The following is a 26,496-nucleotide window of genomic DNA, read 5'->3' as shown; positions in this document are numbered from 1 at the left end:
GGTCCCCAGCTGGTCGAGGAAGCGGGAAGCGCGATCGACGCCGTGGTTTCGTCAGTCCGGGATGTGGCGGACATCATGCTGGAAATTGCCTATGCGTCAGAGGAACAGGGCACAGGAATCGGGGAGGTCAGCAGGGCGATCGCCCGGATGGACGACGTGACCCAGCAGAACGCTGCGCTGGTGGAGGAGACGTCGGCTGCTGCGCATTCCATGGACGCTCAGGCGAAGTCTCTTCGCGACGCGGTTGCGCTCTTCAGGATCGGAGGCGTCGATCCTGCCGTGGAGAGCGAATAGCCTGGCAAGCCGGGCACACCGACGCGGTGCCCCGCGCGGGATAGGCCGCCCATTGCCCATTGATCGGTTGTCTTGATCAATCGATCATAAATCGCTGATTCCCCGCGCCGGGGTGCTTGTTTACAATACTCGCACAAGCCGGCCGTGTCGTGCCGGTATCTGTGTCGCGTCCGGATTGCTGCTGCTTCCTTGCATCGCGCGCCGGCGCGTGCTGATGAGGCGTGGCAAGCAGGAGGCGATGATGGACAGCGTCAATTTCGAAGTGCTCAGCGCGTGCCAGCACTGGCTCGGCGCAGGGCACCGCGTGTTGCTCGTAACCGTAGTGAAAACGTGGGGCTCGTCGCCCCGACCGGAAGGCTCGATGCTCGTCGTGCGCGACGACGGCGTGGTGAGCGGCTCAGTCTCGGGCGGCTGCATCGAAGACGATCTGATCGAACGCGTGCGTCGGCATGGTGTGATTCAGGGGCGGCCGCGGTCGGTTCGTTACGGCATCAGCGCCGATGAGGCGCATCGCTTCGGACTGCCATGCGGCGGCACAATTGAACTCGTGCTGGAGCCTCTGGCGGGCGCCGAAGACGCCGAGGGCATCGCTGCGCTGTACCGGCGCGCGCAGGCGGGCGAACTGGTTGCCCGCACGCTCGATATGGCGAGCGGCACCGCCACTCTGACACCGGCACATGCGACAGAAGGCGTGCTGTTCGACGGCAAGCGCTTCATCACAATTCACGGCCCGCGCTACCGCATGCTCGTGATCGGCGCAGGGCAGCTCTCGCGCTATCTATGCCGGATTGCGACCGGTCTCGACTATCACGTGACGGTTTGCGATCCGCGCGAGGAATACACGGACGTCTGGGACGTGTCTGGCACGACGCTCGTGCGCACCATGCCGGATGACACCGTGCTCGACATGCGCCTCGACGAGCGTAGCGCCGTCATCGCGCTCACGCACGACCCCAAGCTTGACGACCTCGCGCTGATGGAAGCGCTCAAAACGCCCGCGTTTTACGTGGGCGCGCTGGGTTCGCGGCGCAACAACGCGGCGCGGCGCGAGCGGCTCAAGGAATTCGATCTGGGCGACGCCGAGCTCGCGCGTCTTCACGGGCCGGTTGGGATCTACATTGGCAGCCGCACACCGCCGGAAATTGCCATTTCAATCCTCGCAGAAGTCACCGCCGCGAAGAACGGAATCTCGCTGCCGGCCCTTCTGCAGGTGGAGGGCGCGAAGGCCGCGCGCGACATCGCCGCTTCGGCCGGGTCGCTTTGCTTCGCGTGATTCATGAGGCACGGGCGCCTCAGTCTTCCTCGATGTCGATGAGACCCGTCGGATCTTCCTTCGCGGCCTCGGTGAACAACGCGGTGAACTGGTCGAGCGTGGCCATCGTGTCGCGCCCGGTGCGCGTGATGCGATAGAACGAAAGCGGCACTTCGGGGCGCAGCGCGTCGATACGCACGCGATAGCGGTAGCAGATGTGCTCGCAGAACTGCGGCATGACAGCCGTGCCGAGGCCTTCCTGCGCCATCGCGATGGCCGTTTGAAGATGGCCGACGACGATGCGACGGCTCACGGTCACATCTTCCTTCGACAGCGTTGCCTCGATCAGCCGCTGCAGCGGATTGTCCTTTGGCAGCGTGATGAGCGGCTGGTTTTCGAGCGCAGTCCAGCGAATGCCCGTGCCCCGGCGCGGCGCGCCTTCGTCGCTACTGGACACGGCCACGAGGCGCGTGGGAAAGAGGGGCACGCGGTCGATGCCGGAAATCTGCGAGAAGAAAACGCCGAACGCGGCGTCGAGATGACCTTCCTCGACCATCTGGAGGAGCTCAGTCGGGTTCCGGTCCACGAGCTCGATATGCGAAGCGGGATAGACTTCGGCAAAGCGCGTGAGCACGGGCGGCATGAGGCTCGCGGCGATCATCGGCGTGCAGCCGATCAGCAGCGACGACTGCTTTTGGCGGCCGAGTTCATTGAGTTCGATCACCGACTTTTCGAGCGTCTCGACGATTGCCATGGCCGTGGGGTAGAACACGCGTCCGGCGTCGGTGAGCGAGACGGTTCGTGTCGTGCGTTCGAGCAGCCGGCAATTCAGCTGCGTCTCCAGTTCGCGGATGATTGCGGAGAGCGCTGCCTGGCTCAGATGCATGCTCTGCGCGGTCTTCGTGAAGCTCGATGCGTTCGCGACGCCGAGGAAAACCTTGAGTTGTTTTAGGGACAGATTCATCGACGACGGCTCTACGTGGATGGTGCTGGAGTTCGGGCTCGGGGCAAGCTCGATTCTATCCCGTCTGCCACGGCGACTGCCGCACGTCCGGGAGGGCGTGTACGGCAGTCGCGCGCAAAGGAGGCGTCACGCGAATGCGTAACGGCCTTCTTCGTCGCGTGCGAGCGTGCGGCGTTGCGCGACGTCTTCAAGCCAGCGCACCACGTCGCGGCCGTCGCGCGTGCCGGTCGCGGCCATCAACTCCGAGAAGCGCTTCGGCCCGTGTTCCAGGGCCGCTTCGAGCGAGTCGAAACGCGCGCCGCGATAGACGGGCGGCGTCGGCACGCGATGCTCGAGATCGCGCTCGGCGCCGGGCGAGAGGAGTGGCAGCGTGAGATCGAAGCCGGCCTTCGCCGTTTTCGTCGCGCCAAGCAGCGACGGGTCCAGCGGCATCGCGCGCAGGCTGTCCTGAAGCACGAGGTCGCGGTCCGCCTGGAAGCGCGTGGCGAGCGCCCAGTCCATCTGCTCGTCGGAGAAGACGTCGATGTCGGGATCGACGACAAAAACGTGCTTGACGTTCGCCAGCGAGGCGAATACGGCCGCAATGGCGTTGCGCGCTTCGCCCGGCACGCGCTGCTGCATGGCAATACGCACATTGAACATGCCGCCCGTCGCCGGGTTCGCATAAACGGCCTTCACCTCGCGCACAGCCGTTTCCAGCGCGCGCCACACCGTCACTTCGGTGCGCAGCGCGGCGAGCTGCGCGGTGTCGGTGCACGCCATCGAGCGGCCGCCGATCGTGCAGGTCTGGAACACGGCGTCGCGCCGGTGGGTAATTGCCGTCAGATGGAATAGCGGATTGGTTTTCACGCCGCCGTAGTAGCCGAGAAACTCTCCATATGGACCTTCCGGCTCGGCGTGGCCGCGCTCGTCGAGATAGCCTTCGAGGATGAATTCGGCGTCAGCTGGCACGAGCAGGTCGTTCGTTACGCACTTGACCACGCCCATCGCTTCGCCGCGCAGCGACGCGACCAACTCCAGTTCATCGGCGGGAATGCGCATGGTGGCGCCGACGTGGTCGACCGGATGCGTACCGACAGCGAAGGCGATCGGCGTGCGCTCGCCTCGTTTGGCATGACCGATTGCAATGGCGCGCAGGTCCGAAGGCGCGACAAGATCGATGCCGGCCGTGCGACGGCCGCGCAGCATCAGACGGCGAATCCCGACATTGGTCCAGCCCGTGTCGGGATCGACGGCGAAGTCGATAGACGCGGAGATGTACGGCGCGCCGTCCAGATCGTGCTGGAGATGCACGGGCAGCGCGGTGAAGTCGCACGCGTCGCCGGTCAGCACGACTTGCTGCACCGGCGCTTCCTCACGGCTCACTTCGACGAGCTTGCCTTTCACGCGCAGCCGTTCCCGCACGGTATCGAGCAGGGCCTGCGGCGTCGTGCCGAACGCGAGAGCCAGCCGCGAGCGGCTCGCCGCGACACTGCCTGCGAGCGAGATCGCGCCGCCGGACGGACGGGCAAACCATACGGCGCGCGGGTTGCCTTCCATGAGCGCGGCGACGTCAGCCAGTTCGACACTTTCTTCGTGGCGTTCAAGTTCGGTTTCGTCGAGCGCTTCGAGGAAGCGGCGCAGGCGGAAGCGTTCGAGGTCGGGCGCGCTCGCGCCTTCAGCGGTGGAGGGAATGGCGGTCTTGGGTCTCAATCTGGGTTCCTCGCGCATTGGAACTGCGCAGTGTTTGTCATGCTGGAAACGACGTGAGAGGCGAAGTCAGAAGCGTGCGGAAAGCGCCGTGGCCGCAAGATGCGCAGCGAAGCCGCTCGCGCCGCTCGCCGGCATTTCGGGCGCGAGTTGCAGGAACTGCTTGACCGCGCGCAGCGTGACCGCGCTACAGCCAAGCAACGTATCCGCGAGCGCGTCCGCTTCGGCGTTCAGGCTCGCAGCGGGCACGACGCGGCTGACGAGCCCCGCATGCAGCGCCTCGGTTGCTGAAAGCTTCTGGCGGCTCAGCACCATGTGCGCGACGGTCTTCACAGGCACGCGGCCGATGAGCGCCGACATCACGAGCGTCGGTGGAATGTCGCGTTCCATTTCGTGGATCTGGAACACAGCATCGTCCGCCGCGAGCGCGATGTCACAGACGCCGGCGAGCGCGCAGCCTACACCGAGGGCCTCTCCGCGCACGACCGACACCACCGGCACACGCACGGCCTTGAGCGCGTCATAGAGCGCGAGCGGCGGCGCCGTGACCACGCGGCGCAGGGTTTCTGCGGACGGCTTCGCGTCCTTCGGCGGCATCGGCGACTGGCGGCCCTTGCAGAAGTCGGGGCCGCTCGAGAGGATGCGTACGAGCTTGACGTCATCGTCGAGCGTGGTGACGGTGTCGATGATCGACTCGCTCATGGCGGCGTCGATCAGGTTGCCGTTCTCGGGACGATTGAGCTCGATGTCGACGAGCGGGCCGTTGCGTTCGACCGCAACGTGAGGGCTGGGCATACTTGTCTCCTTCGTACAGGCGCGTTGGCGCAATCGGTTAAACCGCGTCGCGGTGGATGTATTCCCACACCACCTTCGGCGTTGCCGGCATCGCAAGCTCGTCGGTGCCGAATTCCTTGAGGGCGTCGGCGAGTGCGTTGAAGATCGTCGCCGTGGCGGGCGTGATGCCGCTCTCGCCGCCGCCCTTCACGCGTAGCGGATTGCCGTGGGTGGGGTCTTCCGTGAGTTCGAGGTTGAGTGCGGGAATCACGCCGGCGCGCGGCATGCCGTAGTCCATGTAAGAGCCGGTCAGCACCTGCCCCGTCTCGCGGTCGAGATAACAGGTTTCCGAGAGCGCCTGGCCAATGCCCTGTGCGAGTCCGCCGTGCACCTGGCCTTCGACGATCAGCGGATTGATCGGCTGACCGACGTCGTCAACGGACGTGTAGTTGACGAGCGTGACGACGCCGGTGTCCGGATCGACTTCGAGTTCGCATATCGCGGCGCCAGTCGGGTGGGCGGGCACGCGTGTGTTCACCTCGGCCTGGGCATACAGCTTGCGCTTCGTCGGGTCGCCAGGCAGGCCGTCGCGCGCAATGTGCGCGGCGACGTCGAACAGTCCGATGCGACGGTCCGAGCCCGTGTCTGCAAACTCGCCGCGGGCGAACGTGATGCTCTGCGGCGACACGTCGAACAGCGAGGCCGCCACCTGCTTGCCGGTGGCGACGATCTGTGCGGCGGTATCGACGAGCAACATGCCTCCGAGACGCATCGACCGGTCCGAATGGCTGCCGCCACCCACGCTGACGAACGCGGTGTCGCCCGTACGCAGTGTGATCGAGGCAATCGTCACGCCGAGATGCTGGGCGATGACCTGCGCAAACGTCGTTTCATGGCCCTGGCCGGTGGACTGTGTGCCGGACACGATATCGACGCGGCCTTCAGGCAGCACCGTTAGCTCGATGCGCTCGCGCGGCGCGCCGACCGGCGACTCGATGTAGTTCGCCACGCCAATCCCGCGCAGCTTGCCGGTCGCGCGCGAGGCGGCGCGGCGTTCCTCAAAGCTGTCCCACCCGGCGAGTTCGAGTGCGCGCGCCATGTTGCGAGCGAATGCTCCACTGTCGTACGTCAGGCCCATCGGGCTGCGGTACGGCAGCTTCTCGTGCGCGACGATGTTGCGGCGGCGAATTTCCGCCCGGTCGAGACCGAGTTCGGCCGCCGCGAGGTCGAGCATCCGCTCCATCACGTGGTGCGCCTCCGGGCGCCCCGCGCCGCGATACGGCGCGGTCGGCACGGTGTTCGTCAGCACCGCGCTGATATGAACGGCGGCGACGGGCACGTCGTAGACGGTCGTCATGATGCGCGTGCCGTTCGACATCGGCACGTACGACACGGTATGGGCGCCTACGTTGCCGATCCATTCGTTGTCGATGGCCAGAATGCGCCCGTCCTTCGAGAAGCCGAACGTAGCACGGATGATCTGGTCGCGGCCCTGATAGTCGGACAGGAACGCTTCGCTGCGGTCGCTCGTCCATTTGACGGCGCGGCCGAGGCGGCGCGCGGCCCAGACGACGGCGAGCTGCTCGACGTAGATGAACGAACGCGGACCGAAACCGCCACCCGTGTCGGGACACACCACACGCACTTGCGAGGGCGGTACCTTGAGGGCAGCGGCGAGGCACAGCTTCTGACGCACCGCGCCCTGGCTGCCCGAAATCAGCGTATAGACGCCGGTCGCATCGTCGTAAGTTCCGATCGCGCTGCGCGGCTCCATCTGGCAGTTCACGACGCGGCTGTGATGAAACTCGCGCGTGAGCACGAGCGGGGCCTCGGCGACGATGCTGCGCGCCGTGTCGCGGTCGCCGATCTGCGTCTGGAAGCAAAGGTTGCGCGCGGCGCCATCCCACAGTTGCGGCGCGCCTTCCTGCATGGCGTCGCCGGCGTTGACTACGGCGTCGATCACTTCGTAGTCCACTTCAATCATCTCGCTCGCATTGCGCGCGGCGAGCGGCGTTTCCGCGATCACCATGGCAATGGGCTCGCCCACGTAGCGCACGCGGTCGACAGGCAGAGGAATATGCAACTGATTGAAGATCTCGCCGGTGAGCGACGTGAGGAACGCCTTCTTTGTGGCGTCAACGGCATCGATGGGGTTGGGCACGTGATCGATGCCTTGATAGCCGTCGTCGAGATAATCCTGTCCCACGAGCACCGCTATGACGCCGGGCGCCTCGCGCGCGGCCGTCGCGTCGACCGAGAGCAACGCGGCGTGCGCGTGCGGCGAGCGCAAAAAGGCCGCGTAGAGCTGGCCTTCGACTTGCAGGTCGTCGGTATATTGACCGTTGCCGGTCACGAAGCGCCGATCTTCGAGGCGCGGAAGCGGTTGGCCGATCATGGCTCGACCCCCTGCGTTGCGGGCTGGGCGAGCGCCGGATACATCTCATGGGCAGCGTGGCGCACCGCTTCGATGATGTTCACGTAGCCCGTGCAACGGCAGATGTTGCCTTCGAGCGCGTGGCAGATGCTCGCGTCGTCGAGCTTTGGCGTGTCGCGAAGATGGAAGCCCACGGACATGATCATGCCGGGCGTACAAAATCCGCACTGCAAGCCGTGGCATTGCACGAACGCGTTCTGCACCGGGTGTAGCGGTGCGTCTGCGTTCTCACGCAGCCCCTCGATTGTCGTAACCGCGCCGCCGCTCGCCTGAGCGGCCAGCACCGTGCATGACTTCACTGATACGCCGTCGAGGTGAACCGTGCATGCGCCGCACTGGCTTGTGTCGCAGCCGACGTGAGTTCCAGTGAGGCGCAGCGTTTCGCGCAAGAATTCGACGAGCAGTGTGTGGTCGGGCACGACGCGCTGGACGTCGACGCCGTTCACCCGCAATTGGACTTCAGCCATGATTCACCTGTTGTTGCTGGTTCGATCGTCATCCACGCGCGCTTACTTCGAAGCGACAGCGTCGGCGTTCGCCGGGGCGCTCATCGTCGCGTTGAAGCGCGTGAAGAACTCCGCCGCGAGCTTGTTCGCGACCGACGTGACAAGGCGCGAACCGATCTGGGCCAGTTTGCCGCCTACCTGCGCGTCCGCAACATACGTGAGGAGCGTGCCGCCTTCTTCGGCCTCGGTAAGCGTGACCGTCGCGTTCATCTTGCCGAAGCCGGCGATGCCGCCTTCGCCCTGACCCAGGATCTTGTAGCCGTTCGGGCCGTCGCGATCCGATATCACGAGCGTGCCCTTGAAACGCGCCTTTACGGGGCCGACCTTGGCAACCACCACGGCTTTGTACGCTTCGTCGCTTTCGCCAATGAATTCCTCGCAACCCGGTACGCATGCCTGCAGCACGGCGGGATCATTCAAGCCTTCCCATACCTGCTCACGCGTGGCGGCGATAGTCTGCGATCCGGTGAACTCCATTCGTGTGTCTCCTGAAAACGGTTGAAACTGGGTTAAGCGGGCTGGCGCAGCGGTTGCGCCAGCAGCGCCTGCACTGCGCGGCGCGTGTAGGTTTCGATCAAGTGGGCGCGATAGGCGGATGAGCCGTTGCTGTCGTCGGGCAGCACGCCGGCATCCATCTTCAGACGGGCGAGTGCGGCGTCGGACAGTTCGGCAGCGAGTGCGGTTTCCGCATCGAACCAGCGGAAGACCGAGGCGCCCGCGCCCGTGACGGCCACACGAATCGCATCGGCGAATTGCGCGACGAACACGCCGACCACGGCATAACCCGAAGCAGGCTGGCGGAACTTGGCATAGGCCGCGCGCAGCGGGATCGGATAGTCGAAGCCGATAACGAGCTCGTCCGGTTCGAGCGCCGTTTCGAACGTGTCGACGAAATAGTCATCGGCGGCGATGCGCCGATGCGAGGTGATGATTTGCGCGTTGAGTGCGAGCACCGCGCTCGGGTAGTCGGCCGCGGGGTCGTTGTTCGCGACCGAGCCGCCCATGGTCCCGCGGTTGCGCACCTGCGGATCGGCAATGACGTTCGCGAGTTGCGCGAGCGCGGGAATTGCCGCGGCGACCACTGGCGAAGCCGCGACCTCCGCGTGCCGGGTGAGCGCGCCGACGCGCAGCACGCCGCCTTCGACGCTCACACCGCGCATCGCCTCGATGCGCGTGAGATCGATCAGATGCGAAGGCGCGGCGAGCCGCTGCTTGAGCGTGGGGATGAGTGTCATGCCGCCCGAGAGCGGGCGGGCGTCCTCATGCTCGCGCAGCCACGCGAGCGCGTCTTCGAGCGATAGTGCCCGGAGGTAGGTGGTTTCGTACATGTCGTCTCCTGCCGCCATACGCGCCGGGTCCTGGCACGTATGGCGTTCGTCAGGCTTCTTTCAGCCACTTTTCCAGCGCCGTCGCGAGTGCGACCGGCACCTCGTACATCGGGTAATGCCCCGCGTTCGCGAGCGTTTCGAGCGTCGACTGCGGGTACCAGGCGAGCCAGGTGCGGCTCATGAGATCTGCGGTGATGGTCGGATCGTGTTCGCCGATGAAGAGCTTCACCGGTGTGGCGTTGCCTTCGATCTGCGCCGAAAAATCGTTGGCCGCCCAGTTCGGCAGATAACCTGCGAACGCGTCGGCGCGCGAGAGCCGCTGCGATTCGTGCGCGATATGCATGCTCCAACGCGGCGTCAGGCGATTGCCGGTCGAAAAGGCGATGATCGCGGCACGCCGCTCGACGTCGTCAACCGTGGCGCGAAACGCAGCGAGACGCGTCTCGTCCATGCGCGAGCCGCACGCGGGCACGGCGCACACGCCGGCCATGCGCTCGATACGTTCGGGCGCGGCGAGCAGCACGCGCTGGATCGCTACGCCACCCATCGAATGCCCGATGAGGCTGAAGGTGTCCCAGCCGAGATGATCGGCGAGCGCGAGCACGTCCGTTGCCGCTTCTTCAAACGTGAATGCACCGTCCCGGTCGCGGGAGCGGCCATAGCCGCGATAGTCGAAGAAAACGTAGGTGAACGTATCGGTGTCGAGCGCGGGCACGAGCGCTTGCCAATCGTCCGCGCTGCCGAACCAGCCGTTCATCGCGAGGACTTTGCGCGGACCGTGACCAACCTGCACATAACCGTTTAGCGATTGCGTCATGCTGCCTTCTCCGATTCGTGCGTTGCGAACGTGAGCGCTGGAGCGATGCGGCCGCGACATTCGCCGAAGCCGATCGAGACCGCGCCTGGCTTCGTGGCACGTGCGGTCAGCACGATTTCGTCGCCGTCCTCGAGCGCGGTGCGCGTTTCACCGTTGGGCAGACGCAACGGATCGCGGCCTGCATTCGTCAGTTCCGTGATGCAGGCGCGTGCAGCATCATCCGCTCCGGAAATCGTGCCGCTGCCGAGCAAATCGCCCGTTCGCAGATTGCAGCCGTTGCTCGTGTGATGCGCGACCATCTGTGCGAATGTCCAGTACAGATTGTCCAGATGCGTATGCGTGATGCGCGCGGCTTCGGCGCCGCTGTCGCGCAGCTGTTGTGTCGACAGATGCGCGTAAAGCGCCAGATGGAGCCCCCCTTCCTGTTGATCACGTGCGCCATGCAGATGGGCCATAAGCGGCGGATCATTCTCCGCGCGCGCAACGGGCGCCTTGCGGAACGGCGCGAGCGCTTCCGAGGTTACGATCCACGGCGACAGGCTCGAATGAAAGCTCTTGCCGAGGAACGGCCCGAGGACCTGTTCGAACCACTGGATACTTTTCGCGGACCAGTCGTTGAGCAGCGAGTAGCCAAAGATATGTGCATAGGCATCGTCGACGGCAATCGGTTGCGTGAGCGAGTTGCCTTCACCGACCCAGGCCGCCAGTTCCAGCTCGAAATCGAGCGCGGGCGCCGGGCCGAACACGATTGCGCCGTTCGCGTCGCGATACTGGCCGTGCGGCCGGCGAACCTCGCCGCCACTCACGCGCAGCGACGACGCGCGGCCGTGATAGGCGATCGGCAACGATTTGAACGCGGGCGGCAGCGGATCGGCGAGACCCTTGTAGCGACCGTGGCGCTCCGTGTGATGCAGCGAGGTCAGAAAGTCGGTATAGTCGCCGACCTCGCAGGGCAGACGCAGCTCAAGCGTGTCGATACGCGGCAGCAGATCCTCGGCATGTTGCTGCATGCGTGCGCGTTGCGGCGCGTCGCTCTTGAGCAGGTCGGAGAGCGCGGCGCGCAATGCGCTTGCATAGCGCGGCGGCATCGACATCAGGCGATGGAGCGCACCATCGGCGGCTTCGCACGCGAACGCCGCATCGCTGCCCGGTGTGAGCAGGCCACTGTCGAGCAGCTCTCGTAAATCCACGGCGTGTTCGCCAATCGCGACGCCGGTGCGTACGAGACCATCGCGCTCGAAAGACCCGAACGGTAGATTCTGGATCGGGAAGTCCGTCTCGGGCCGGTTCGCCGATTCGATCCAGCTGCGGCGTGCCGGGTCGTGCGTAGGGTTAAGCAGGTTCATGCGGCGGGCGCCTCCGGTACGGCTTTCACGCGTTCTTGAGTCCACGCTTCGAGCGCGGGACGTGCCTGCCTCTTGTACGTTTCGAGCGTTTCCGCCGGCGCGACGGGAACCGTCAGTTCGAGTCGGAAGCCGTTGGGGTCGAAGAAGTAGATGGAGCGCACGAAGTGATGGTCGGTTACGCCGAGTACATCGATACCGTGATCGACGAGGCGCTGCTTCATCGTTTCGAGTTCATCGAGCGTGGCAAGGCGCAGGGCGATGTGATTGACCCACGGCGGGGTGTTGGGCGAAGGCTCGGCGGCCGTGTCGTCGCCCAGGTCGAAGAAGGCGATGTTCGAGCCGTCGGCCATTTCGAAGAACAGATGCACGTACGGACAGTACTCGCCTGTGCTCGGCACGCGGTCGAGCCGGATCAGATGAACCAGCGGCAGGCCGAGAATGTCCTCGTAGAAATGGCGGGTTTCCTCGGCATTGCGGCAACGCCACGCGAAGTGGTGCAGGCCGAGCACCGGCGGCAGGGATTCGGACATACTATGTCTCCTTGAGGCGCGGGAACTGTTGGGGTGCGCGCTTTAGACTTCGACGGCGTCGACGTCGTATTCGAACAGCCAGTTGTAGCGTTCCTTCACGCGCTCCTCGTTCCACTCGCGATCGACGTACTCGGCCGCGCCCTCGGCGTGCGCGAGCGCGGGATTGTGGAAGCGTTGCGTATTGGCAGCCGAGCCGCGCACGATGCGCGAGGTCCGTTCGAGGCGTAGCGATTCGTAGCGTTCGAGCGCGCGCGGCAGGTCGTCCTGGTAACGCCCGACGCAGCGCGCGATCAGATAGCCGTCTTCGAGCGCCATGCCCGCGCCTTGTGCGAGGAAAGGCAGTGTGGGGTGGCAGGCGTCGCCGAGCAGCGTCGCGTTGCCGGAACTCCAGCGCGTCATCGGCTCGCGGATCATGAGCGCCCATTTGTACGGCACGTCGATCGCGGAGATCATGGTGCGCACGTCCTCGTGCCAGCCCGCGAAGTCGGCGAGACACTCTTCGAGGGTGCCGCGCTCCGACCAGGACTCGACCTGCCATCCGTCGCGCTCGACCGCGCCCACGAAGTTGATCAGCTTGTTGCCGCGCAGCGGATAGTGGATGACGTGCGCGCCGGGTCCGACCCAATTCGTGCCGTAAGGCGTTCGTAGATGCTCAGGCAGTTTGGCAGCGTCGATCACGCCACGCCATGCCATCACGCCCGAATATACGGGCTCGTCCGCGCCGAACAGCGCGCGGCGCACGCGGGAATGCACGCCGTCCGCGCCAATCAGCAGATCCGCCTCGAACGTCGCGCCCGAGACGGTCTGTACTTCGACCTTGCCGTCCTTCTGCACGATCGACTCGACCTTATGATCGAGCTTGATGGCGTCGGCGCGAAACGCGCGCACCGCATCGACGAGGGCTTCGTGGAGATCAGCGCGATGTACGGTCAGATACGGGAAGCCATACACTTCGCGCGAGGCCGCGCCGAGATCGAAGAGCGGCCAGGTCTGACCGCTGTTCCAGAGGCGCACGCGCTTGCCGGGCGGCTCGCATGCGAGGCCTTCGAGGCGTGCGCCAACACCGATCTGATAGAGCACTCGCGTGGCGTTCGGGCTCAACTGCACGCCAGCGCCGATCTCCCCCAGTGCTTTGGCCTGTTCAAGGATGGTGACGTCGAAGCCCTTTCGCAACAACGCGGCTCCCGCCGTCAGGCCGCCGATTCCGGCCCCTGCAATGACGATCTTCATTCGACCTCTTCGGTAATGACGCTTCTCTTATCGAGAAGATTTATCAATTCATCGATAAATCTTTTAAATGGGGTTCTGTTTTAGAACGGAACCACTTTAAATGAACGTCAACCGCTAAAGAAGCAAAAGAATTCGAACGTCTTATCAGTGAATTTTGTTAATGCGCGGATAAATCTCACATGCCCCAGCGATGCACGACCGAGGTCTCGATGCCAAAGAGATCGAGCACCCGGCCGAGCGTGTGATCGACCATTTCGTCGAGCGATTCCGGGTTCGCGTAGAATGCCGGCACGGGCGGGTAGACGATCGCGCCGGCTTCCGTCACGCTGGTCATGCTGCGCAGGTGACCGAGATGCAGCGGAGTTTCACGCACCATCAGCACGAGTCGACGGCGCTCCTTGAGCGTGACGTCGGCTGCGCGCGAGAGCAGGCCGCTCGTCACACCCGTGGCGATTTCCGAGAGCGTGCGGATCGAGCAGGGCGCGACGATCATACCCATAACGGGGAACGATCCGCTTGAAATGGCCGCGCCGATGTCCGTGTTCGGATAGGTCACGGTGGCAAGCGCACGCACGTCGGCGACGCTGTATTGCGATTCGTGCGCGAGCGTCACCTGCGCGGAGCGGCTCATGACCAGATGCGACTCGATGTCGAGTTGCCTGAGCAACTGCAGCAGTCGAACACCATAGACGACACCCGAGGCGCCGCTGATGCCCACGATCATACGACGGGGCGGTACTGCGCTGAAATGCATTCGTGCTCTCCGTTTAAACGGTAACTGACTCTGAGTATCGCGGATGGTAGCACGGCGATTAATTATTCCGGTTGCCTTGTGAAGCTTTTTGGAGCGAATGGGTAAATACCCTGGACGAGTATTCGAAATGTTCTATTGGTTGATAAACAATTCGCGATTCAAAACGTGAATTGAAGTCGCTAAACTTTGTCCGGCATCAAGGAAGGGCGCGTTAGGGAACGGCCCGGGGACTGCGCGATGCACGGCGCCGGCGCGGATGGATGACCGGCGAACGATAAAAACATTGGAGACATGCGTTGAGAACTTGTTTGCTCGTCGGCGGTTGCGCCGCGATCCTGGCTGGCCCGGTCTGGGCACAGTCGTCTGTGACCCTGTATGGCAGCATCGACGTCGGCGTTGATTTCGTTTCGAACACGCAGGGCAAGCAGTTGTTTCAGGAATCGTCCGGAAAGCGCCAGCCGGACCGTTGGGGGCTGTTGATCAAGGAAGACCTGGGCGGCGGCAACACGGCGTTTGCGCGGCTCGAGTCCGGTTTTTTGACCAATACGGGTGCGCAGATCAACCCAACCAGCTTCTTCAATCGCGACGCGTATGTGGGCCTCTCGAACGATCGTTGGGGTTCACTGAGCCTGGGCAACATCAACGACTATATCTATCAGTACGTCGGCCGACTGAACAACTCGGTCCCGGGCATCTCGTCCTTCTATACGCCGGGCAACCTGGACGGCCTCGCGAATACACACGCGCTGAACAACGCCGTGAAGTACGAGACGATCAACTTTCACGGTTTTCAGGCTGGCGTGATGAATGCGTTCGGCAACCAGGCGGGGAACTTCAGCTCGGGGCGCCAGTACAGTTTCGGCGCCCAGTACCTGCGCGGGCCGGTGAGACTCGGTATTGCGTACACGATGTCTCACAACCGAACGGCAGACATCTTCGGCACCTTCAGCCTGCCTTCGCTGCTCGGCCAGTCATTGAAACAGGGCACGATGTTCAACGCGAGCCGTTACAGCACACTCGCCGCAGGCGGCTCGCTCAGGATCGGCAGGTTTACGCCGCACGTCACCTATTCGGGCGTGAAGCTCGAGAACAACGAGGGCTCTGCGACGCTGAACAACTATCAAGTCGGCGTGAACACCGACCTGGCCGGCAACGGCATCTACATTCTTGGTCTTTCATGGGACCACTCGCTGTTTCAGGGGCTCGTGATCAATCAGTACAACCTGTTCGCGACCGACTATCTCTCAAAGAGCACGCAGGTGTACGCGGGTGTCGGCCTGCAGCGTGCTTCGGGCCCCGGCGCGCGCGCCGCGCAGTTCGGCTATCAGCCCTCGTCGACGGGCAGCCAGACTATCGCACGCATCGGTATCAATCATATGTTCTGACGACGCGGAGGTGCGATCGTGCGATGAAATGAGAACGTAATATAGCGAGCGCAAAGCGGATTATTCACATATTTCGATCTCTTCATCGCTATTTTTTGATTGAGCCGCACGGGGCCGCCACTTATATTGTGGCTCCGTCCGTGGCGCCGCCATGAGGAATAATGCAACAGCGCGAGCGGGCGCGCCTGACGGCGCGCTCGTCCACGTGAGGTAAATGGGACATACATGCAAGCAGACCGGACTTTCAACATCGCGACACTGGTAGAAGAGCAGAAAACGGGACGCTTCGCCGTCGGCCTGCTGTTCTGGTGTTTCCTGATCATGCTGATGGACGGCTACGATCAAACGGCCGTTTCGTTCGCGGCGCCGGCCATCATCAAGGACTGGCACGTCGCGCGCGGCGGCTTTGGCTCCGTATTCGGCGCGGGCCTGTTCGGCACGCTGATCGGTTCGTTCATTTTCGGCTATCTCGGCGACCGTCTCGGCCGCAAGAAGGCGATCGTCATCGGCAGTGTGTGCTTCGGTCTGCTGACGTATGCCTCGGTGTGGGTCACGTCGCTGCAGGAATTGATGCTGCTGCGATTTCTTGCGGGCATCGGCATGGGCGGCGTGGTGCCGAACTCGGTTGCTCTCGTTGCCGAATATGCGCCCAAACGCCTTCGCGCGACGTGGGTCACGCTGATGTTCTCCGGCTTTTCGATTGGCGCGGGATCGGGCGGCCTGGTTTCGTCGGCGCTGATTCATCGCTTCGGTTGGCCGGTGATGTTCGCCGTGGGCGGCGGCGGGTCGCTGATCGTCGCGCTGCTATTGATCTTCACACTGCCCGAATCGGCGAAGCTGCTCGTGATTCGTCAGCGCAATCCGCAGATGCTGCGCCGCCTGATGGCGCGTCTGCGTCCCGAGTTGGACATTCCCGCTGACGCGCATTTTGTGGCAGGCGAGGTGCGCGAGAAACAGCGCTTCGTACTGAAACTGATCTTCTCCGATGGTCTTACGGTCATTACGCCGCTGCTGTGGATCGTATTTATCGCCAACTCGATGGCGCTTTACTTTCTGCAGAACTGGTTGCCGATCCTGATGGAAGGCATGGGCATCGATCCGCGCGGCGCGGGGCTCATCACGATGATGTTCTCCGTGGGCGGCGTGATCGGAGGCCTGATTTTGTGCCGCTTTGTCGACAAGCACGGCGTGCTCGCCATCATTTCACTGCCGGTCATCGGCTTCCCGGTCGTGGCGCTGCTGGGCCACGGTTCGTCGCAAGGCTGGTTGATGCTCGCCGTGTTCGCCACCGGCTTTTGCGTGGTCGGTGCCCAATACGGGCTGTATGCGGTCGCGGGCATGATCTATCCCACCTCGTTCCGTTCGGCGGGCGTGGGGAGCGCGATATCGGTGGGCAAAATCGGTTCGGTTTCGGGGCCGGTGATCGGCGGCGTTCTGCTCTCGATGCATCTGCCGATCACGGAGCTTTTTTACCTGGCTTCCCTGTTGTTTGTGATTGCGGCTGTGTTCTCAACGGTCCTTGCGCTACTCTATCGCATACGGTTCAGCGAACAAGCGGCGCCTGTCATGGCAACCGAAGGGACCGCCGAACAGGTGCGGCGTCCGCTGCTTCACGACTCGTAGTCGTTCTTCCTTGTCGCTTCCCGTCGTGTTCGCGACGGGAAGCGTCGCGCTCATGCCGGATCGAAGCGACACGGCGTTAAATAATTCGATATCCTAAGATGGATCATTGCCAGTCCAATGAGCAAAACCCTCTACGACAAGATCTTCGATGCGCACGCAGTTCGAACTGAGGCGGACGGTACGACGTTGCTCTACATCGACCGTCACCTGCTGAACGAGGTGACGAGTCCGCAGGCATTTGAGTCGTTGCGGCACGAGCGGCGGCCCGTATGGCGTCCGCGCGCGAATCTTGCGGTTGCCGACCACAACGTGCCGACGACGGCGCGCGACCTCGGCATCGCCGATTCCATCTCGCGCATTCAGGTGGACGCGCTGCGCGAGAATTGTCAGCGCAACGACATCGTCCACTATGGCATGGAGGACGCGCATCAAGGCATCGTACACGTCGTCGCGCCCGAACTCGGCAGGACGCTTCCCGGCATGACGATCGTCTGCGGCGACTCCCATACCAGCACTCACGGCGCGCTCGGGGCGCTGGCGTTCGGCATCGGGACTTCGGAAATCGAGCACGTGCTGGCCACGCAAACGCTTGTCACGCGGCGCAGCCGCACGATGCGCGTGACGTTGAACGGTGTACTGCCTGTGGGTTGTTCGGCAAAAGACGTTGCGCTTGCCGTGATCGGCATGCTTGGAACCGCCGGCGCAACGGGCTACGCGATCGAATTCGCGGGTCCCGTGGTACGCGCGTTGTCGATGGAAGGACGCATGACGCTATGCAATATGTCGATCGAAGCGGGCGCGCGAGCCGGTCTGATTGCCGTGGACGAGACCACGCTCGACTATTGCCGCACACGCGAGCAAGCGCCGCGTGATGGGGCCTGGGAACGCGCGGCGCGCGCCTGGGGCGACCTGCGCTCAGACCACGACGCGCGCTTTGACGCCGAGCACAGCCTCGACGTCTCGGTGCTCGCGCCGCAAGTGACCTGGGGCACATCGCCCGAGATGGTCACGGCGATTCACGGACGTGTGCCCGATCCGATGGACGTGGAGGATGCGGGACGGCGGGCGTCGTACAAGCGTGCACTCGAGTATATGGACCTCCAGGCACTCACGCCGATTGAGGCGATTGCTGTCGATAAGGTGTTCATTGGCTCGTGTACGAACGGGCGTCTCGAAGACCTCCGCGCGGCCGCCGACGTTCTCCGCAGGGCGGGCGGTCGTGTTGCACCGAACGTGCGACTCGCGCTCGCTGTGCCGGGTTCGCAACAGGTCAAACGCGACGCGCAAGCGCTGGGACTTCATGAGGTGTTCATCGACGCCGGCTTCGAATGGCGCGAGCCGGGTTGTTCGATGTGCCTTGCGATGAACGCCGACCGGCTCGAGCCCGGCGAGCGTGTCGCCTCCACGTCGAATCGCAATTTTGAAGGGCGCCAGGGCGCGGGCGGGCGCTCACATCTTGTGAGCCCGGCGATGGCGGCCGCTGCCGCGCTTGCGGGTCGCTTTGTCGACGTCAGAAAGATCGTGACGGTAACGGGAGGTCAATGATGGAGCCCTTCGTCTGTCACGCGGGCCTTGTCGTGCCGCTCGATCGCGACAATGTGGACACTGACGCGATCATCCCCAAGCAGTTCATGAAATCGATTGCGCGCACGGGTTTCGGGCCGTACCTGTTCGACGAATGGCGCTACGAGGATCCCGGCTACTACGGCAAGCCCGTCGATGAACGGGTACCGAAAGACTCGTTCGTGCTGAACATGCCGCGTTATGCGGGCGCCTCGGTGCTACTTGCGCGCCGCAATTTCGGCTGCGGCAGTTCGCGCGAACACGCACCTTGGGCGCTGCATCAGTACGGTTTTCGCGTGCTCGTGGCCGAGAGTTTCGCAGACATTTTTTTCAACAACTGCTGCAAGAACGGCATCTTGCCGGTGCGGCTCGACGCGGCGTCGATCAGCCGGTTGATGAACGCGGTGGACGCGACACCCGGTTATCGGCTGCGCATCGACCTGGGCGCGCAAACCGTAACCGCGCCCGATGGCGAACACTGGACCTTCGAGATTGCGCCTGCGCTCAAGGCGCTGCTGCTTGCAGGGCTCGATGAGACCGGGGCGACGCTTGAACTGGCTGACGCGATTCGCGCGTTCGAATCCGGACATCTCGAACGCTCGCCGTGGCTGTAAGCGACGCGATTACCTGATTCCCGACCACGATTACGAGTTGCGCCATGACGCCTCATTTCGCTGCTGACTTTCCCGATTCCGTAGGCGAGAGCTTTAAGCCGTATGCCGGTCTGCGTACGGTCCGCGCGAAGGCGATGTCGCTTCAGGCGCGGCTCGCAGTCACGATCGTGCTGCTTGCGGCGCTCATGACCGGCATTGGGGCGCTTGGCCTCGCCGGCGCCTGGCGTGCGAATCGCGCGAATCAGGACACCTACCAAAACAAGCTGACGGCCGCTGTGCACATCGGCAACGCGGAGCTGTTGATCGGGCGCACACGTCTCGTCCTCGGCGGTGCGATGGCACAGCCCGATGGGCCGCGCGCGCGGGAGCAGATCGCGCATGCGAATGAATTCTTCATGCAATCGGACGAAGAATGGCGTGCATTCGTCAACGAACCCCATGAGCCCGGCGAAGCGCCGTTGATCGACGCGGCGAGCCAGCGGCGCGTGCCGATGCGTGAGGCGATGAATGCCTTCATCGATGCCCTGAAAGCCGGCGACCGCGAAGGCGCACAACGTATCGGCACGGTGCAGCTGAGCCCACTCTTCAACGCGATGAGCGAAGCGAACGACGCGTTGAAGCGTACCCTCTATGCGAACGCGAAACGTAGCTACGACGCCGCCGAACGCTATTTTCACCTGTTTTTCGCGGTGTCGGTGGCAATGACCCTATTCGGCATCGCCGCTGCGGTCTTCAGCTGGGTAGCATTGCGCCGGGCGATCATGATGCCGCTCAACGAGGCACTGACACACTTCGAGGCGATCGCGGCAGGCGACTTGCAGCGTACGTTTGCAAGCCATCGCGCCGACGAAATGGGTCTCTTGCTCGACGGGTTGTGCGACATGCAGGTACGGCTCGCGCAGACCGTTACCGCCGTGCGATCCAGCAGCCAGTCGATTGGTACCGCGACCCGTGAGATCGCGGCAGGCACACTCGACCTGTCGTCGCGCACGGAGGAGCAGGCGGCCTCGCTCGAGGAAACCGCCGCGAGCATGACGGAACTGACGGAGACGGTCCGCCGGAACGCGGCGCGAGCCCAGGCGGCCCATGTGATTGCCGATGAAGCGGCGAAGGCGGCGGGCGATGGCAGCAGGGCGATTGCGCGGGTGAGCGGCTCGATGGAGCACATCGAATCGAGCGCGCACAAAATCGCGGACATTACGGGCATCATCGAAGGCATTGCTTTTCAAACCAACATCCTTGCGCTGAACGCGGCGGTCGAAGCGGCGCGCGCAGGCATGCACGGGCGCGGTTTCGCCGTGGTTGCCACGGAGGTGCGTTCGCTGGCGCACCATGTGACGGCGGCGGCGAAGGAAATCGCCGATCTGGTCGACGATGCAGTGCGCGCCGCGTCGGACGGCACGATGATGGTCGTCGAGGCCGGGCAGTCGATGGGACGTATCTCTCATGCGGCGAGGCGTTTCGCGGACATGATGGGCGACATCGTGTCTTGTGCCGAGGCGCAGCGTGCGGGCATCGAGCAGGTCGATGTCGCAATCAACCTCATGGATACAATCACGCAGCAGAATGCGGCGCTCGTCGAAGAGGCGAGTGCAGCCGCGCAGGCGCTCGAACAGCAGTCGCGCGAACTGGAGCGGCAAGTGGCGAGTTTTCGCGTCGCGCAGGCGCGGTAGCGTCACGACTCAACTCAACTCAACGCCCCCTGGAAGCGGGTCGGTATGCCGACCGCGGCCATCACCTGATTGCCCGTCGCCGCGAAGCCACCGGCGTTATACATCGTTGCGACGTTGTTGTGACCCAGCGATCGCTCGCGATGCTGTATGAAGCGATTGTTTCGCCGCAGATGCAGCTTAAAGCAGGCTGACAACGCTGACGATGCTGCTGACACCGGCGTCCGCGCGAACAGCGGCGCCGGCGAGCATCGTTCCGCGGCACCCCGGCGCGCCGCAGCGGCAGGTGTATTCGCGCATGCTGTCTTCGCAGGCGTCGTCGGGCAATTCGAGCGCGTAGTCGATGAATAGCTCTTCGCCCGGCAGGATGTCGCGGCACGCGTCGATGAACACGTGGCCGTCGATTTCGATGGTTTCGCAATTCGCCTGGCATGCGTGATTGAGCCAGCGCGCCCAGTTGCCGCCCTGGCCGCCGTCGATCACGCGGCCATCGGAAAGGCCGAAGAGAAAGGTATGCGCGCCGTCTTCGCGCAGACGATAACGCCTGGCCGCGCTGCGCCAGCTCATGATCTTGCCTTTGTATTCGAAGATGCGCTCGCCGGCCCGCAGGGGACGCAACGCATAGACGCCTCTTCCGTGCACCGGCGACTGCCGGACAGTCATTCGTTTGCTCATGGCCATCTTCGCGCGTTGAACGCGTGCAGTATAAGCGGCCACGATGAAAGCGAGTGATGAAAATGGATATGGCCATCGACGCCGTGTATTGCGCCTTGGCACGCTGCGTGCACCGTATTGAAGCGCGCGGCGCCCGGCTCGCCGCTTCTGGCATGTGTGTGCCCCACAGTTGACCTCACGGGCAGGATCAGGGCAACATACCCGGGTTTCTTTCGCGGGTTTCCGGATCCAATTCTCGAGTGGGCATATGGCAAGCACGAATGAGCCGGGCGCAGACGCCTCGCTGACCTATCGGCTGAAGGCATTGACCAAGATCGCCGACCGCATGAGCAGCGAGATGTCGCGCGACAAGCTGGGTGTGCCGTATCCGGAGGCGAGCATCATCGCCGCGATAGGCACGTTCGGTCCGCAGACCGTGATGGACATCTCGCGGCGCGCCAACCTCGACAAAAGTCAGGCGAGCCGCACAGTCGAAGCCATGCTCTCGAAGGAGATCCTCGCGCGCACGGGCAACGACAAGGACGGACGCAGCGTCATCATTTCGCTCACGGCCGAAGGCCGCAAGATTTTCAGAAAGATCGGCCCGACCCTGGACAAGCGCGACAGCGACCTTTACCACGGGCTGAACGAGGCCGAGCGCGTTGCGCTGCGTTTTCTGCTCGACAAGATCCTCGCGTCCCACGGCTGGGACGCCACGCCCTGACCGCCTCCCGGTGCGTGCATGCATTTCCGGCACGCGATCAGTCATCGAATCGTCATCAAACTGCCACCATGAAGCGCAGTGCCGCTTCGCGGCGGACCAGGCGTTCTGGTGATCGAAGACGCGGCCGGCGGCATTGCCTTCGAAGCCGCGCCAGCATAGCCGCTATGACTGCTTCGGCGCCTGGATCATCTTCCAGCCGTTGCCGGCAGGATCGCGGAAACCCGCGTCGACACTGCCGTAGCGGTCGACCGGCTGCTGGGTGAACTCCACGCCCAGACCCTTCAGGCGCTCATAGCTCGCACGGCAGTCCGCCACGGCGAGCACGAGGGGCGGCATGGCGCCTTTGGCGACCATGGCGCGCAGCGTTTGCGCAGTGGCCTCGTCGTGAACGGGCGGCCCCGGCAGGAAGAGTCCGAGCTGAAACGACGGCTGCTGCGGGTGCTGGACCGTGAGCCAGCGGTACGCACCATTGCGTACGTCGGTATGCACACGGAATCCGAGTTTGTCGACGTAGAACTTGAGCGCTTCGTCCTGGTCGTCGACGTACAGGCCCATCACGTTGATACCCTGATTCATGACCCCTCCCTGGTTAGTGACCGCACTTCAGGGTCGCACTTTAGCGTTGCCCGCACGCCGCCGCTTCTCCAAAACTGCTGTGGTGAGGTCGGGGCGCTGGGCGGCTTTCAGCACGCAAGCGGGCACGCGGTCGATCCCGGGCAGGTCGGCCCGCGCCTGAACGCGCATGGCGCTGGGGTTCGAGCCGGTCACGTCGCGAAACGTGCGGCCAAAGGTACCAAGACTCTCCCAGCCGGTGGCGAAGGCGATATCCGTGACGTCGAGATCGGTGTCGCGCAGCAAGGCGGTGGCCTGCTCGATGCGTCGCGTGAGCAGGTAGCGATGCGGCGGGAGGCCGAAGGCGCGCTTGAAGGAGCGCGCGAAATGCGCTTCGGAAACGCCGCTGACCTCGGCCAGGCGCTTGACGGGCCAGGCCTCGTGAGAGGCGGCATCCATGCGGTCTTTCGCGCGTAACAGACGGCGCAGCAGGGGCGGGTCCAGGAGGGGCTCGGCCTCGGGCCGCCTGGAATGCGCAATGTTGCGCGCGGACGCATCGGCGTGGAGGGCTGCGCTGGCTGGCATGCATTCGTCTCGAGTGGGCGGCATGCCGGTAGTTTAGGCCCAACGGCGATCGATGGCCGACGATTGGCTTTCGATTGACTGGGCCTGCCGGGCGTCGCTCACTGCGATTCGACGAACTGGATGATCTCGCCGTTGTCGCGCTTGAGGTACACGTCGGCGCCTTTCATGCGCACTTCAGGCGTGGAGGCGGGCGTTGCGCATCGTTCGCGCGTACGTTTTCACTATAGCTCCGGGCGATTGCGCCAATGTGGCCTGGCGCACACAAGACGTGTAACGGAGGCCGCATCTCGACGCCCCCGCATCGTTGCACATGCCCCAGAGCTGCGCCGGCGGGCCGTGAACGACTGCCCCACGACCTCACTTCAACCGTCCGGCGAGGAACTGCTGGAGCCGCTCGCTGCGCGGCGCATTGAGCACTTCCCTGGGGTCGCCCTGTTCTTCGATCTTGCCCTTGTGCAGAAACACCACGTGATTCGAAACGTTGCGCGCGAAGCCCATTTCGTGCGTGACGACGATCATCGTGCGGCCTTCCTCTGCGAGCTTTTGCATGACCTTGAGCACTTCGCCCACGAGTTCGGGGTCGAGAGCGGAGGTGGGCTCGTCGAACAGCATGACTTCGGGCTCCATCGCCAGCGCGCGGGCCTCGGCCTCGCCGCGGTTCAGTCCAGGCACGCTGACCGGCGCCTCGACGATGTTCTCGAGCACGGTCATGTGCGCCCAGAGATTGAAGTGCTGAAAGACCATCGAAAGGCACGTGCGCATTTTCTGCAGCTGCTTCGGATCGCTCACGCGCAGCGCGCCGCCGCGGTCGGCGCTCGTGCGGATCTCCTCGCCATTGAGCATGATGCGTCCCGAGCAGGGCGATTCGAGAAAGTTAATGCAGCGCAGGAACGTGCTCTTCCCCGAACCGCTCGATCCGATCAGGCTGATCACGTCGCCAGCCTTTGCCTTGAGCGATACACCCTTCAAAACCTCGTTCTCGTCGAACTTCTTGTGCAGGTCGTCGACAATCAGCTTGTACATACTCGGTTCACTCCATCAAGACTGCGTGAAATTCTTAGTGGCCTTGCGGCTTCAGATAAGCCAGCACACATGTTTCGAGGCGGCGGAAACTCCAGATCAGGGCGAAGACGATGGACGCATAGAGCGCCGCTGCGATGCCGTACGCCTGGAACGTCATATAGGTGGCGGAATTCGCGTCGCATGCGACTTTCAGGATATCGGGCACGGTTGCGGTGAAGGCCAGCGTCGTGGCGTGCAGCATGAGGATCACTTCGTTGCTGTACGAGGGCAGCGCGCGCCGCAATGCGGATGGCAGGATGATGCGCGTGTAAGCTTTGGTCTTCGACATGCCATACGCCTGCGCCGCTTCGATTTCGCCATACGAGGTCTCGCGGATCGCGCCCGCAAAAATTTCGGTGGTAAGCGCATTCGTTCAATGCAAATGCCAGCAGTGTGCAATTCATGGCACTGCGAAAGAAGTCGCCAAGAACCGGATTGGACTGTACGAAGTGCAGTCTGTAGAGACCGGTGTAAAAGAGCAGCAACTGCACATAGAGCGGCGTGCCGCGGAACACGTACGTATAGACCCAAACCGGCCACGAAAGCCACGGGTTGCGCGACGCGCGCGCAATGGCGAGCGGCACGGCAAAGAGGAACCCCGCCATGATCGACACGACCAGCAGCCAGAGCGTGATGGCGAGGCCGCTCGTATTGAAGCCGTCGCTATACAGATAGTTGGGCCAGTATTGACGAAGCAGTTCGATCACAGCGCTGCCCTCCGCACACCGGTCGAATAGCGCTTTTCGAGGCGGTGCAATGCCAGGTTGGAAACCGTCGTAATGGCGAGATAAATCGCGCCGGTCACCAGCGTGAAGAAGAAGAGCGCCTGGGTGGCCTTGCCCGCATCCTGAGCGGCCTTCACCACGTCGGCGAGGCCGATGATCGAGACGAGCGCCGTAGCCTTCACGAGCACCTGCCAGTTATTGCCGATGCCCGGCAGCGCGAAGCGCATCATCTGCGGGAACAGGATGCGCGTGAACACGCGCGTGGAACTCATGCCGTAGGCGAAGCCCGCTTCGATCTGCCCGCGCGGCACGGCGAGAAACGCGCCGCGGAAGGTCTCCGTGAAGTACGCGCCGTAAATGAAACCGAGTGTGACGACGCCGGCCACGAACGGGTCGATGTCGATCTGGTCCATGCCCATCTTGTCGGTCACGTCGTTGAGCCAGATCTGGATGCTGTAGAACAGCAGCAGCATGAGCACGAGGTCGGGCACCGCACGAATGAGCGTGGTGTATGCCGTGCCGATGCGCGCAAGCACGCGGTTGGGCGAGAGCTTCGCGGCGGCGCCCGCAAGCCCGAGCAGAAACGCGGCGCCGAGCGAAAGCACCGCGAGCTTGATGGTTTCCCACGTGCCCGCAAGGAGCAGCGGGCCGAAGCCTTGAAAGACCATGGAAGGATGTCCTCATGCAGGGGAGCAGCGCGCCCCTCGTGGTTGCAGATGAAGGTGGCGGCGCTTAACCGCCGTATACGTCGAAGTCGAAATAGTTCGACTCGATCTTCTTGTACGTGCCGTCCTTGATCATGTCGGCGATCGTCTTGTCGATCTTCGCCTTGAGGTCGGCATCTTCCTTGCGCAGGCCGATGGCGGCGGCGCCCGTGGGGATTTCCGCGCCGGCGAACGCAAAGCCTGCGCCACGCGGCGTCTTCAGAAAGCCGAGATTGGCCTGCACTTCGTCTTGCAGCGCGGCGTCGAGGCGTCCCGACTGCAGATCCAGATAGACCTGGTCCTGGTTCTGATAGGCCACCTGCGGCAAGGGCGAGGGCGACGCACAAGGCAGGTTTCTTCATGAAGTCTCCGATTGGAATGGTTGGCGCGTGCGCGGTCGTGTACCGGGTTCGGCCCGGCAAGTTGTCTATACAACTATCGGTGTGTCGGAAAGACCGGCAATCGGTGTTATCACCTGGGATTTCACTGCGCCACAATCGAAAAATGGCGTAGTTCACGTGTCAAAAAGCCGAAATTCGGGTATACGTGGAGCAGATTGAGCTTGTATAGACAAGCTCACTTCGGTAGTCTGATCCCATCCTGTCCAGACAACTTTCACACACCGCAATGAACATCAAACTCACTCCCGGCCATCTGACCCTGTCCCAACTGCGCCAGATCGCGCGTGCCGACAAAAACGGCGGCGTGAAGCTCGAA

25 protein-coding genes and 2 pseudogenes are annotated in these 26,496 nt (G+C 63.5%); 8 read left to right on the top strand and 19 right to left on the bottom strand.

The window, feature by feature from the left end; genetic code table 11:
- Positions 1 to 9 precede the first annotated feature (9 nt).
- Both BHE01S_RS34390 and BHE01S_RS34385 read left to right on the top strand, forming a co-directional pair.
- Positions 10 to 294, top strand: coding sequence for a hypothetical protein (locus tag BHE01S_RS34390; RefSeq protein ID WP_084069564.1), 285 nt, complete (start codon positions 10 to 12; stop codon positions 292 to 294).
- Positions 295 to 535: 241 nt separating this feature from the next.
- On the top strand, positions 536 to 1,567 hold the full coding sequence (locus BHE01S_RS34385) for an XdhC family protein (RefSeq protein WP_042272674.1): 1,032 nt from the start codon (positions 536 to 538) through the stop codon (positions 1,565 to 1,567).
- 19 nt (positions 1,568 to 1,586) lie between these two features.
- Here the strand turns inward: BHE01S_RS34385 and BHE01S_RS34380 are convergent, their stop codons facing one another.
- The 12 genes from BHE01S_RS34380 to BHE01S_RS34325 all read right to left on the bottom strand — a co-directional run bounded on the left by BHE01S_RS34380 (position 1,587) and on the right by BHE01S_RS34325 (position 13,918).
- A complete protein-coding gene (locus tag BHE01S_RS34380) occupies positions 1,587 to 2,510 on the bottom strand; it encodes a LysR family transcriptional regulator (RefSeq protein WP_042272624.1) in 924 nt (307 codons plus the stop codon).
- A gap of 126 nt (positions 2,511 to 2,636) precedes the next feature.
- Positions 2,637 to 4,202: a UbiD family decarboxylase gene (locus BHE01S_RS34375; RefSeq protein WP_042272671.1), complete on the bottom strand. Its 1,566-nt coding sequence runs from the start codon at positions 4,200 to 4,202 to the stop codon at positions 2,637 to 2,639.
- A 66-nt stretch (positions 4,203 to 4,268) separates the two neighbouring features.
- Entirely contained in the window at positions 4,269 to 4,994 is a 726-nt protein-coding gene (locus BHE01S_RS34370) for an enoyl-CoA hydratase/isomerase family protein (protein ID WP_042272622.1), read from the bottom strand.
- Positions 4,995 to 5,031: 37 nt separating this feature from the next.
- Complete coding sequence (locus BHE01S_RS34365) at positions 5,032 to 7,368, bottom strand: xanthine dehydrogenase family protein molybdopterin-binding subunit (protein WP_042272620.1); 2,337 nt, start codon at positions 7,366 to 7,368, stop codon at positions 5,032 to 5,034.
- Complete coding sequence (locus BHE01S_RS34360; protein ID WP_042272617.1) at positions 7,365 to 7,874, bottom strand: (2Fe-2S)-binding protein; 510 nt, start codon at positions 7,872 to 7,874, stop codon at positions 7,365 to 7,367. The genes BHE01S_RS34365 and BHE01S_RS34360 overlap by 4 nt, the downstream gene beginning before the upstream one ends.
- 42 nt (positions 7,875 to 7,916) lie before the next feature.
- Complete coding sequence (locus BHE01S_RS34355; RefSeq protein WP_042272615.1) at positions 7,917 to 8,390, bottom strand: CoxG family protein; 474 nt, start codon at positions 8,388 to 8,390, stop codon at positions 7,917 to 7,919.
- Positions 8,391 to 8,422: 32 nt separating this feature from the next.
- The gene (locus BHE01S_RS34350) at positions 8,423 to 9,241 is read right to left on the bottom strand and encodes an FAD binding domain-containing protein (RefSeq protein ID WP_042272669.1); all 819 of its coding nucleotides are present in this window, start codon (positions 9,239 to 9,241) and stop codon (positions 8,423 to 8,425) included.
- Positions 9,242 to 9,290: 49 nt separating this feature from the next.
- A complete protein-coding gene (locus BHE01S_RS34345) occupies positions 9,291 to 10,058 on the bottom strand; it encodes an alpha/beta fold hydrolase (protein WP_042272612.1) in 768 nt (255 codons plus the stop codon).
- A complete protein-coding gene (gene fahA, locus BHE01S_RS34340) occupies positions 10,055 to 11,404 on the bottom strand; it encodes a fumarylacetoacetase (protein ID WP_042272609.1) in 1,350 nt (449 codons plus the stop codon). The genes BHE01S_RS34345 and fahA overlap by 4 nt, the downstream gene beginning before the upstream one ends.
- Complete coding sequence (locus BHE01S_RS34335) at positions 11,401 to 11,934, bottom strand: VOC family protein (RefSeq protein ID WP_042272606.1); 534 nt, start codon at positions 11,932 to 11,934, stop codon at positions 11,401 to 11,403. Before BHE01S_RS34335 ends, fahA begins: the two co-directional genes overlap by 4 nt.
- A gap of 42 nt (positions 11,935 to 11,976) precedes the next feature.
- Entirely contained in the window at positions 11,977 to 13,164 is a 1,188-nt protein-coding gene (locus BHE01S_RS34330) for an FAD-dependent monooxygenase (RefSeq protein ID WP_042272603.1), read from the bottom strand.
- Between the two features lie 175 nt (positions 13,165 to 13,339).
- Entirely contained in the window at positions 13,340 to 13,918 is a 579-nt protein-coding gene (locus BHE01S_RS34325) for a UbiX family flavin prenyltransferase (RefSeq protein WP_042272599.1), read from the bottom strand.
- 296 nt (positions 13,919 to 14,214) lie between these two features.
- On the opposite strand from BHE01S_RS34325, the gene BHE01S_RS34320 reads away from it, so the two are divergent.
- From BHE01S_RS34320 to BHE01S_RS34300, 5 genes are all read left to right on the top strand, one after another.
- On the top strand, positions 14,215 to 15,303 hold the full coding sequence (locus tag BHE01S_RS34320) for a porin (protein WP_042272596.1): 1,089 nt from the start codon (positions 14,215 to 14,217) through the stop codon (positions 15,301 to 15,303).
- A gap of 225 nt (positions 15,304 to 15,528) precedes the next feature.
- Complete coding sequence (locus BHE01S_RS34315; RefSeq protein ID WP_042272593.1) at positions 15,529 to 16,926, top strand: MFS transporter; 1,398 nt, start codon at positions 15,529 to 15,531, stop codon at positions 16,924 to 16,926.
- 117 nt (positions 16,927 to 17,043) lie between these two features.
- Positions 17,044 to 18,471 carry a 3-isopropylmalate dehydratase large subunit gene (gene leuC / locus BHE01S_RS34310; protein ID WP_042272591.1) on the top strand — a complete coding sequence of 476 codons (1,428 nt, stop codon included), beginning with the start codon at positions 17,044 to 17,046 and terminating at the stop codon, positions 18,469 to 18,471.
- A complete protein-coding gene (gene leuD, locus BHE01S_RS34305) occupies positions 18,471 to 19,103 on the top strand; it encodes a 3-isopropylmalate dehydratase small subunit (RefSeq protein ID WP_042272589.1) in 633 nt (210 codons plus the stop codon). The genes leuC and leuD overlap by 1 nt, the downstream gene beginning before the upstream one ends.
- Before the next feature lie 44 nt (positions 19,104 to 19,147).
- Entirely contained in the window at positions 19,148 to 20,776 is a 1,629-nt protein-coding gene (locus tag BHE01S_RS34300) for a methyl-accepting chemotaxis protein (protein WP_042272586.1), read from the top strand.
- 177 nt (positions 20,777 to 20,953) lie between these two features.
- Here the strand turns inward: BHE01S_RS34300 and BHE01S_RS34295 are convergent, their stop codons facing one another.
- Positions 20,954 to 21,448, bottom strand: coding sequence for an SET domain-containing protein (locus tag BHE01S_RS34295; protein ID WP_042272666.1), 495 nt, complete (start codon positions 21,446 to 21,448; stop codon positions 20,954 to 20,956).
- A gap of 247 nt (positions 21,449 to 21,695) precedes the next feature.
- Between BHE01S_RS34295 and BHE01S_RS34290 the strand changes: the two genes are divergently transcribed.
- Positions 21,696 to 22,151 carry a MarR family winged helix-turn-helix transcriptional regulator gene (locus BHE01S_RS34290; RefSeq protein WP_042272583.1) on the top strand — a complete coding sequence of 152 codons (456 nt, stop codon included), beginning with the start codon at positions 21,696 to 21,698 and terminating at the stop codon, positions 22,149 to 22,151.
- A 162-nt stretch (positions 22,152 to 22,313) separates the two neighbouring features.
- Here the strand turns inward: BHE01S_RS34290 and BHE01S_RS34285 are convergent, their stop codons facing one another.
- From BHE01S_RS34285 to BHE01S_RS34260, 6 genes and pseudogenes are all read right to left on the bottom strand, one after another.
- The gene (locus tag BHE01S_RS34285; RefSeq protein WP_042272580.1) at positions 22,314 to 22,727 is read right to left on the bottom strand and encodes a VOC family protein; all 414 of its coding nucleotides are present in this window, start codon (positions 22,725 to 22,727) and stop codon (positions 22,314 to 22,316) included.
- A gap of 27 nt (positions 22,728 to 22,754) precedes the next feature.
- The gene (locus BHE01S_RS34280; protein ID WP_042272577.1) at positions 22,755 to 23,288 is read right to left on the bottom strand and encodes a helix-turn-helix transcriptional regulator; all 534 of its coding nucleotides are present in this window, start codon (positions 23,286 to 23,288) and stop codon (positions 22,755 to 22,757) included.
- A 357-nt stretch (positions 23,289 to 23,645) separates the two neighbouring features.
- Positions 23,646 to 24,311, bottom strand: a complete 666-nt coding sequence (locus tag BHE01S_RS34275) for an ABC transporter ATP-binding protein (RefSeq protein WP_042272575.1) — start codon at positions 24,309 to 24,311, stop codon at positions 23,646 to 23,648.
- 34 nt (positions 24,312 to 24,345) lie between these two features.
- A pseudogene (locus tag BHE01S_RS34270) lies at positions 24,346 to 25,057 on the bottom strand (ABC transporter permease).
- A complete protein-coding gene (locus BHE01S_RS34265) occupies positions 25,054 to 25,743 on the bottom strand; it encodes an ABC transporter permease (RefSeq protein WP_042272573.1) in 690 nt (229 codons plus the stop codon). Before BHE01S_RS34265 ends, BHE01S_RS34270 begins: the two are co-directional and overlap by 4 nt.
- 64 nt (positions 25,744 to 25,807) lie before the next feature.
- A pseudogene (locus BHE01S_RS34260) lies at positions 25,808 to 26,098 on the bottom strand (transporter substrate-binding domain-containing protein); the annotation flags it as partial.
- Positions 26,099 to 26,496: the final 398 nt, after the last annotated feature.

This window comes from Paraburkholderia heleia NBRC 101817 (assembly GCF_000739775.1).
Taxonomy (GTDB): Bacteria; Pseudomonadota; Gammaproteobacteria; order Burkholderiales; family Burkholderiaceae; genus Paraburkholderia; species Paraburkholderia heleia.
This window is presented reverse-complemented; position numbering and strand designations above follow the sequence as displayed.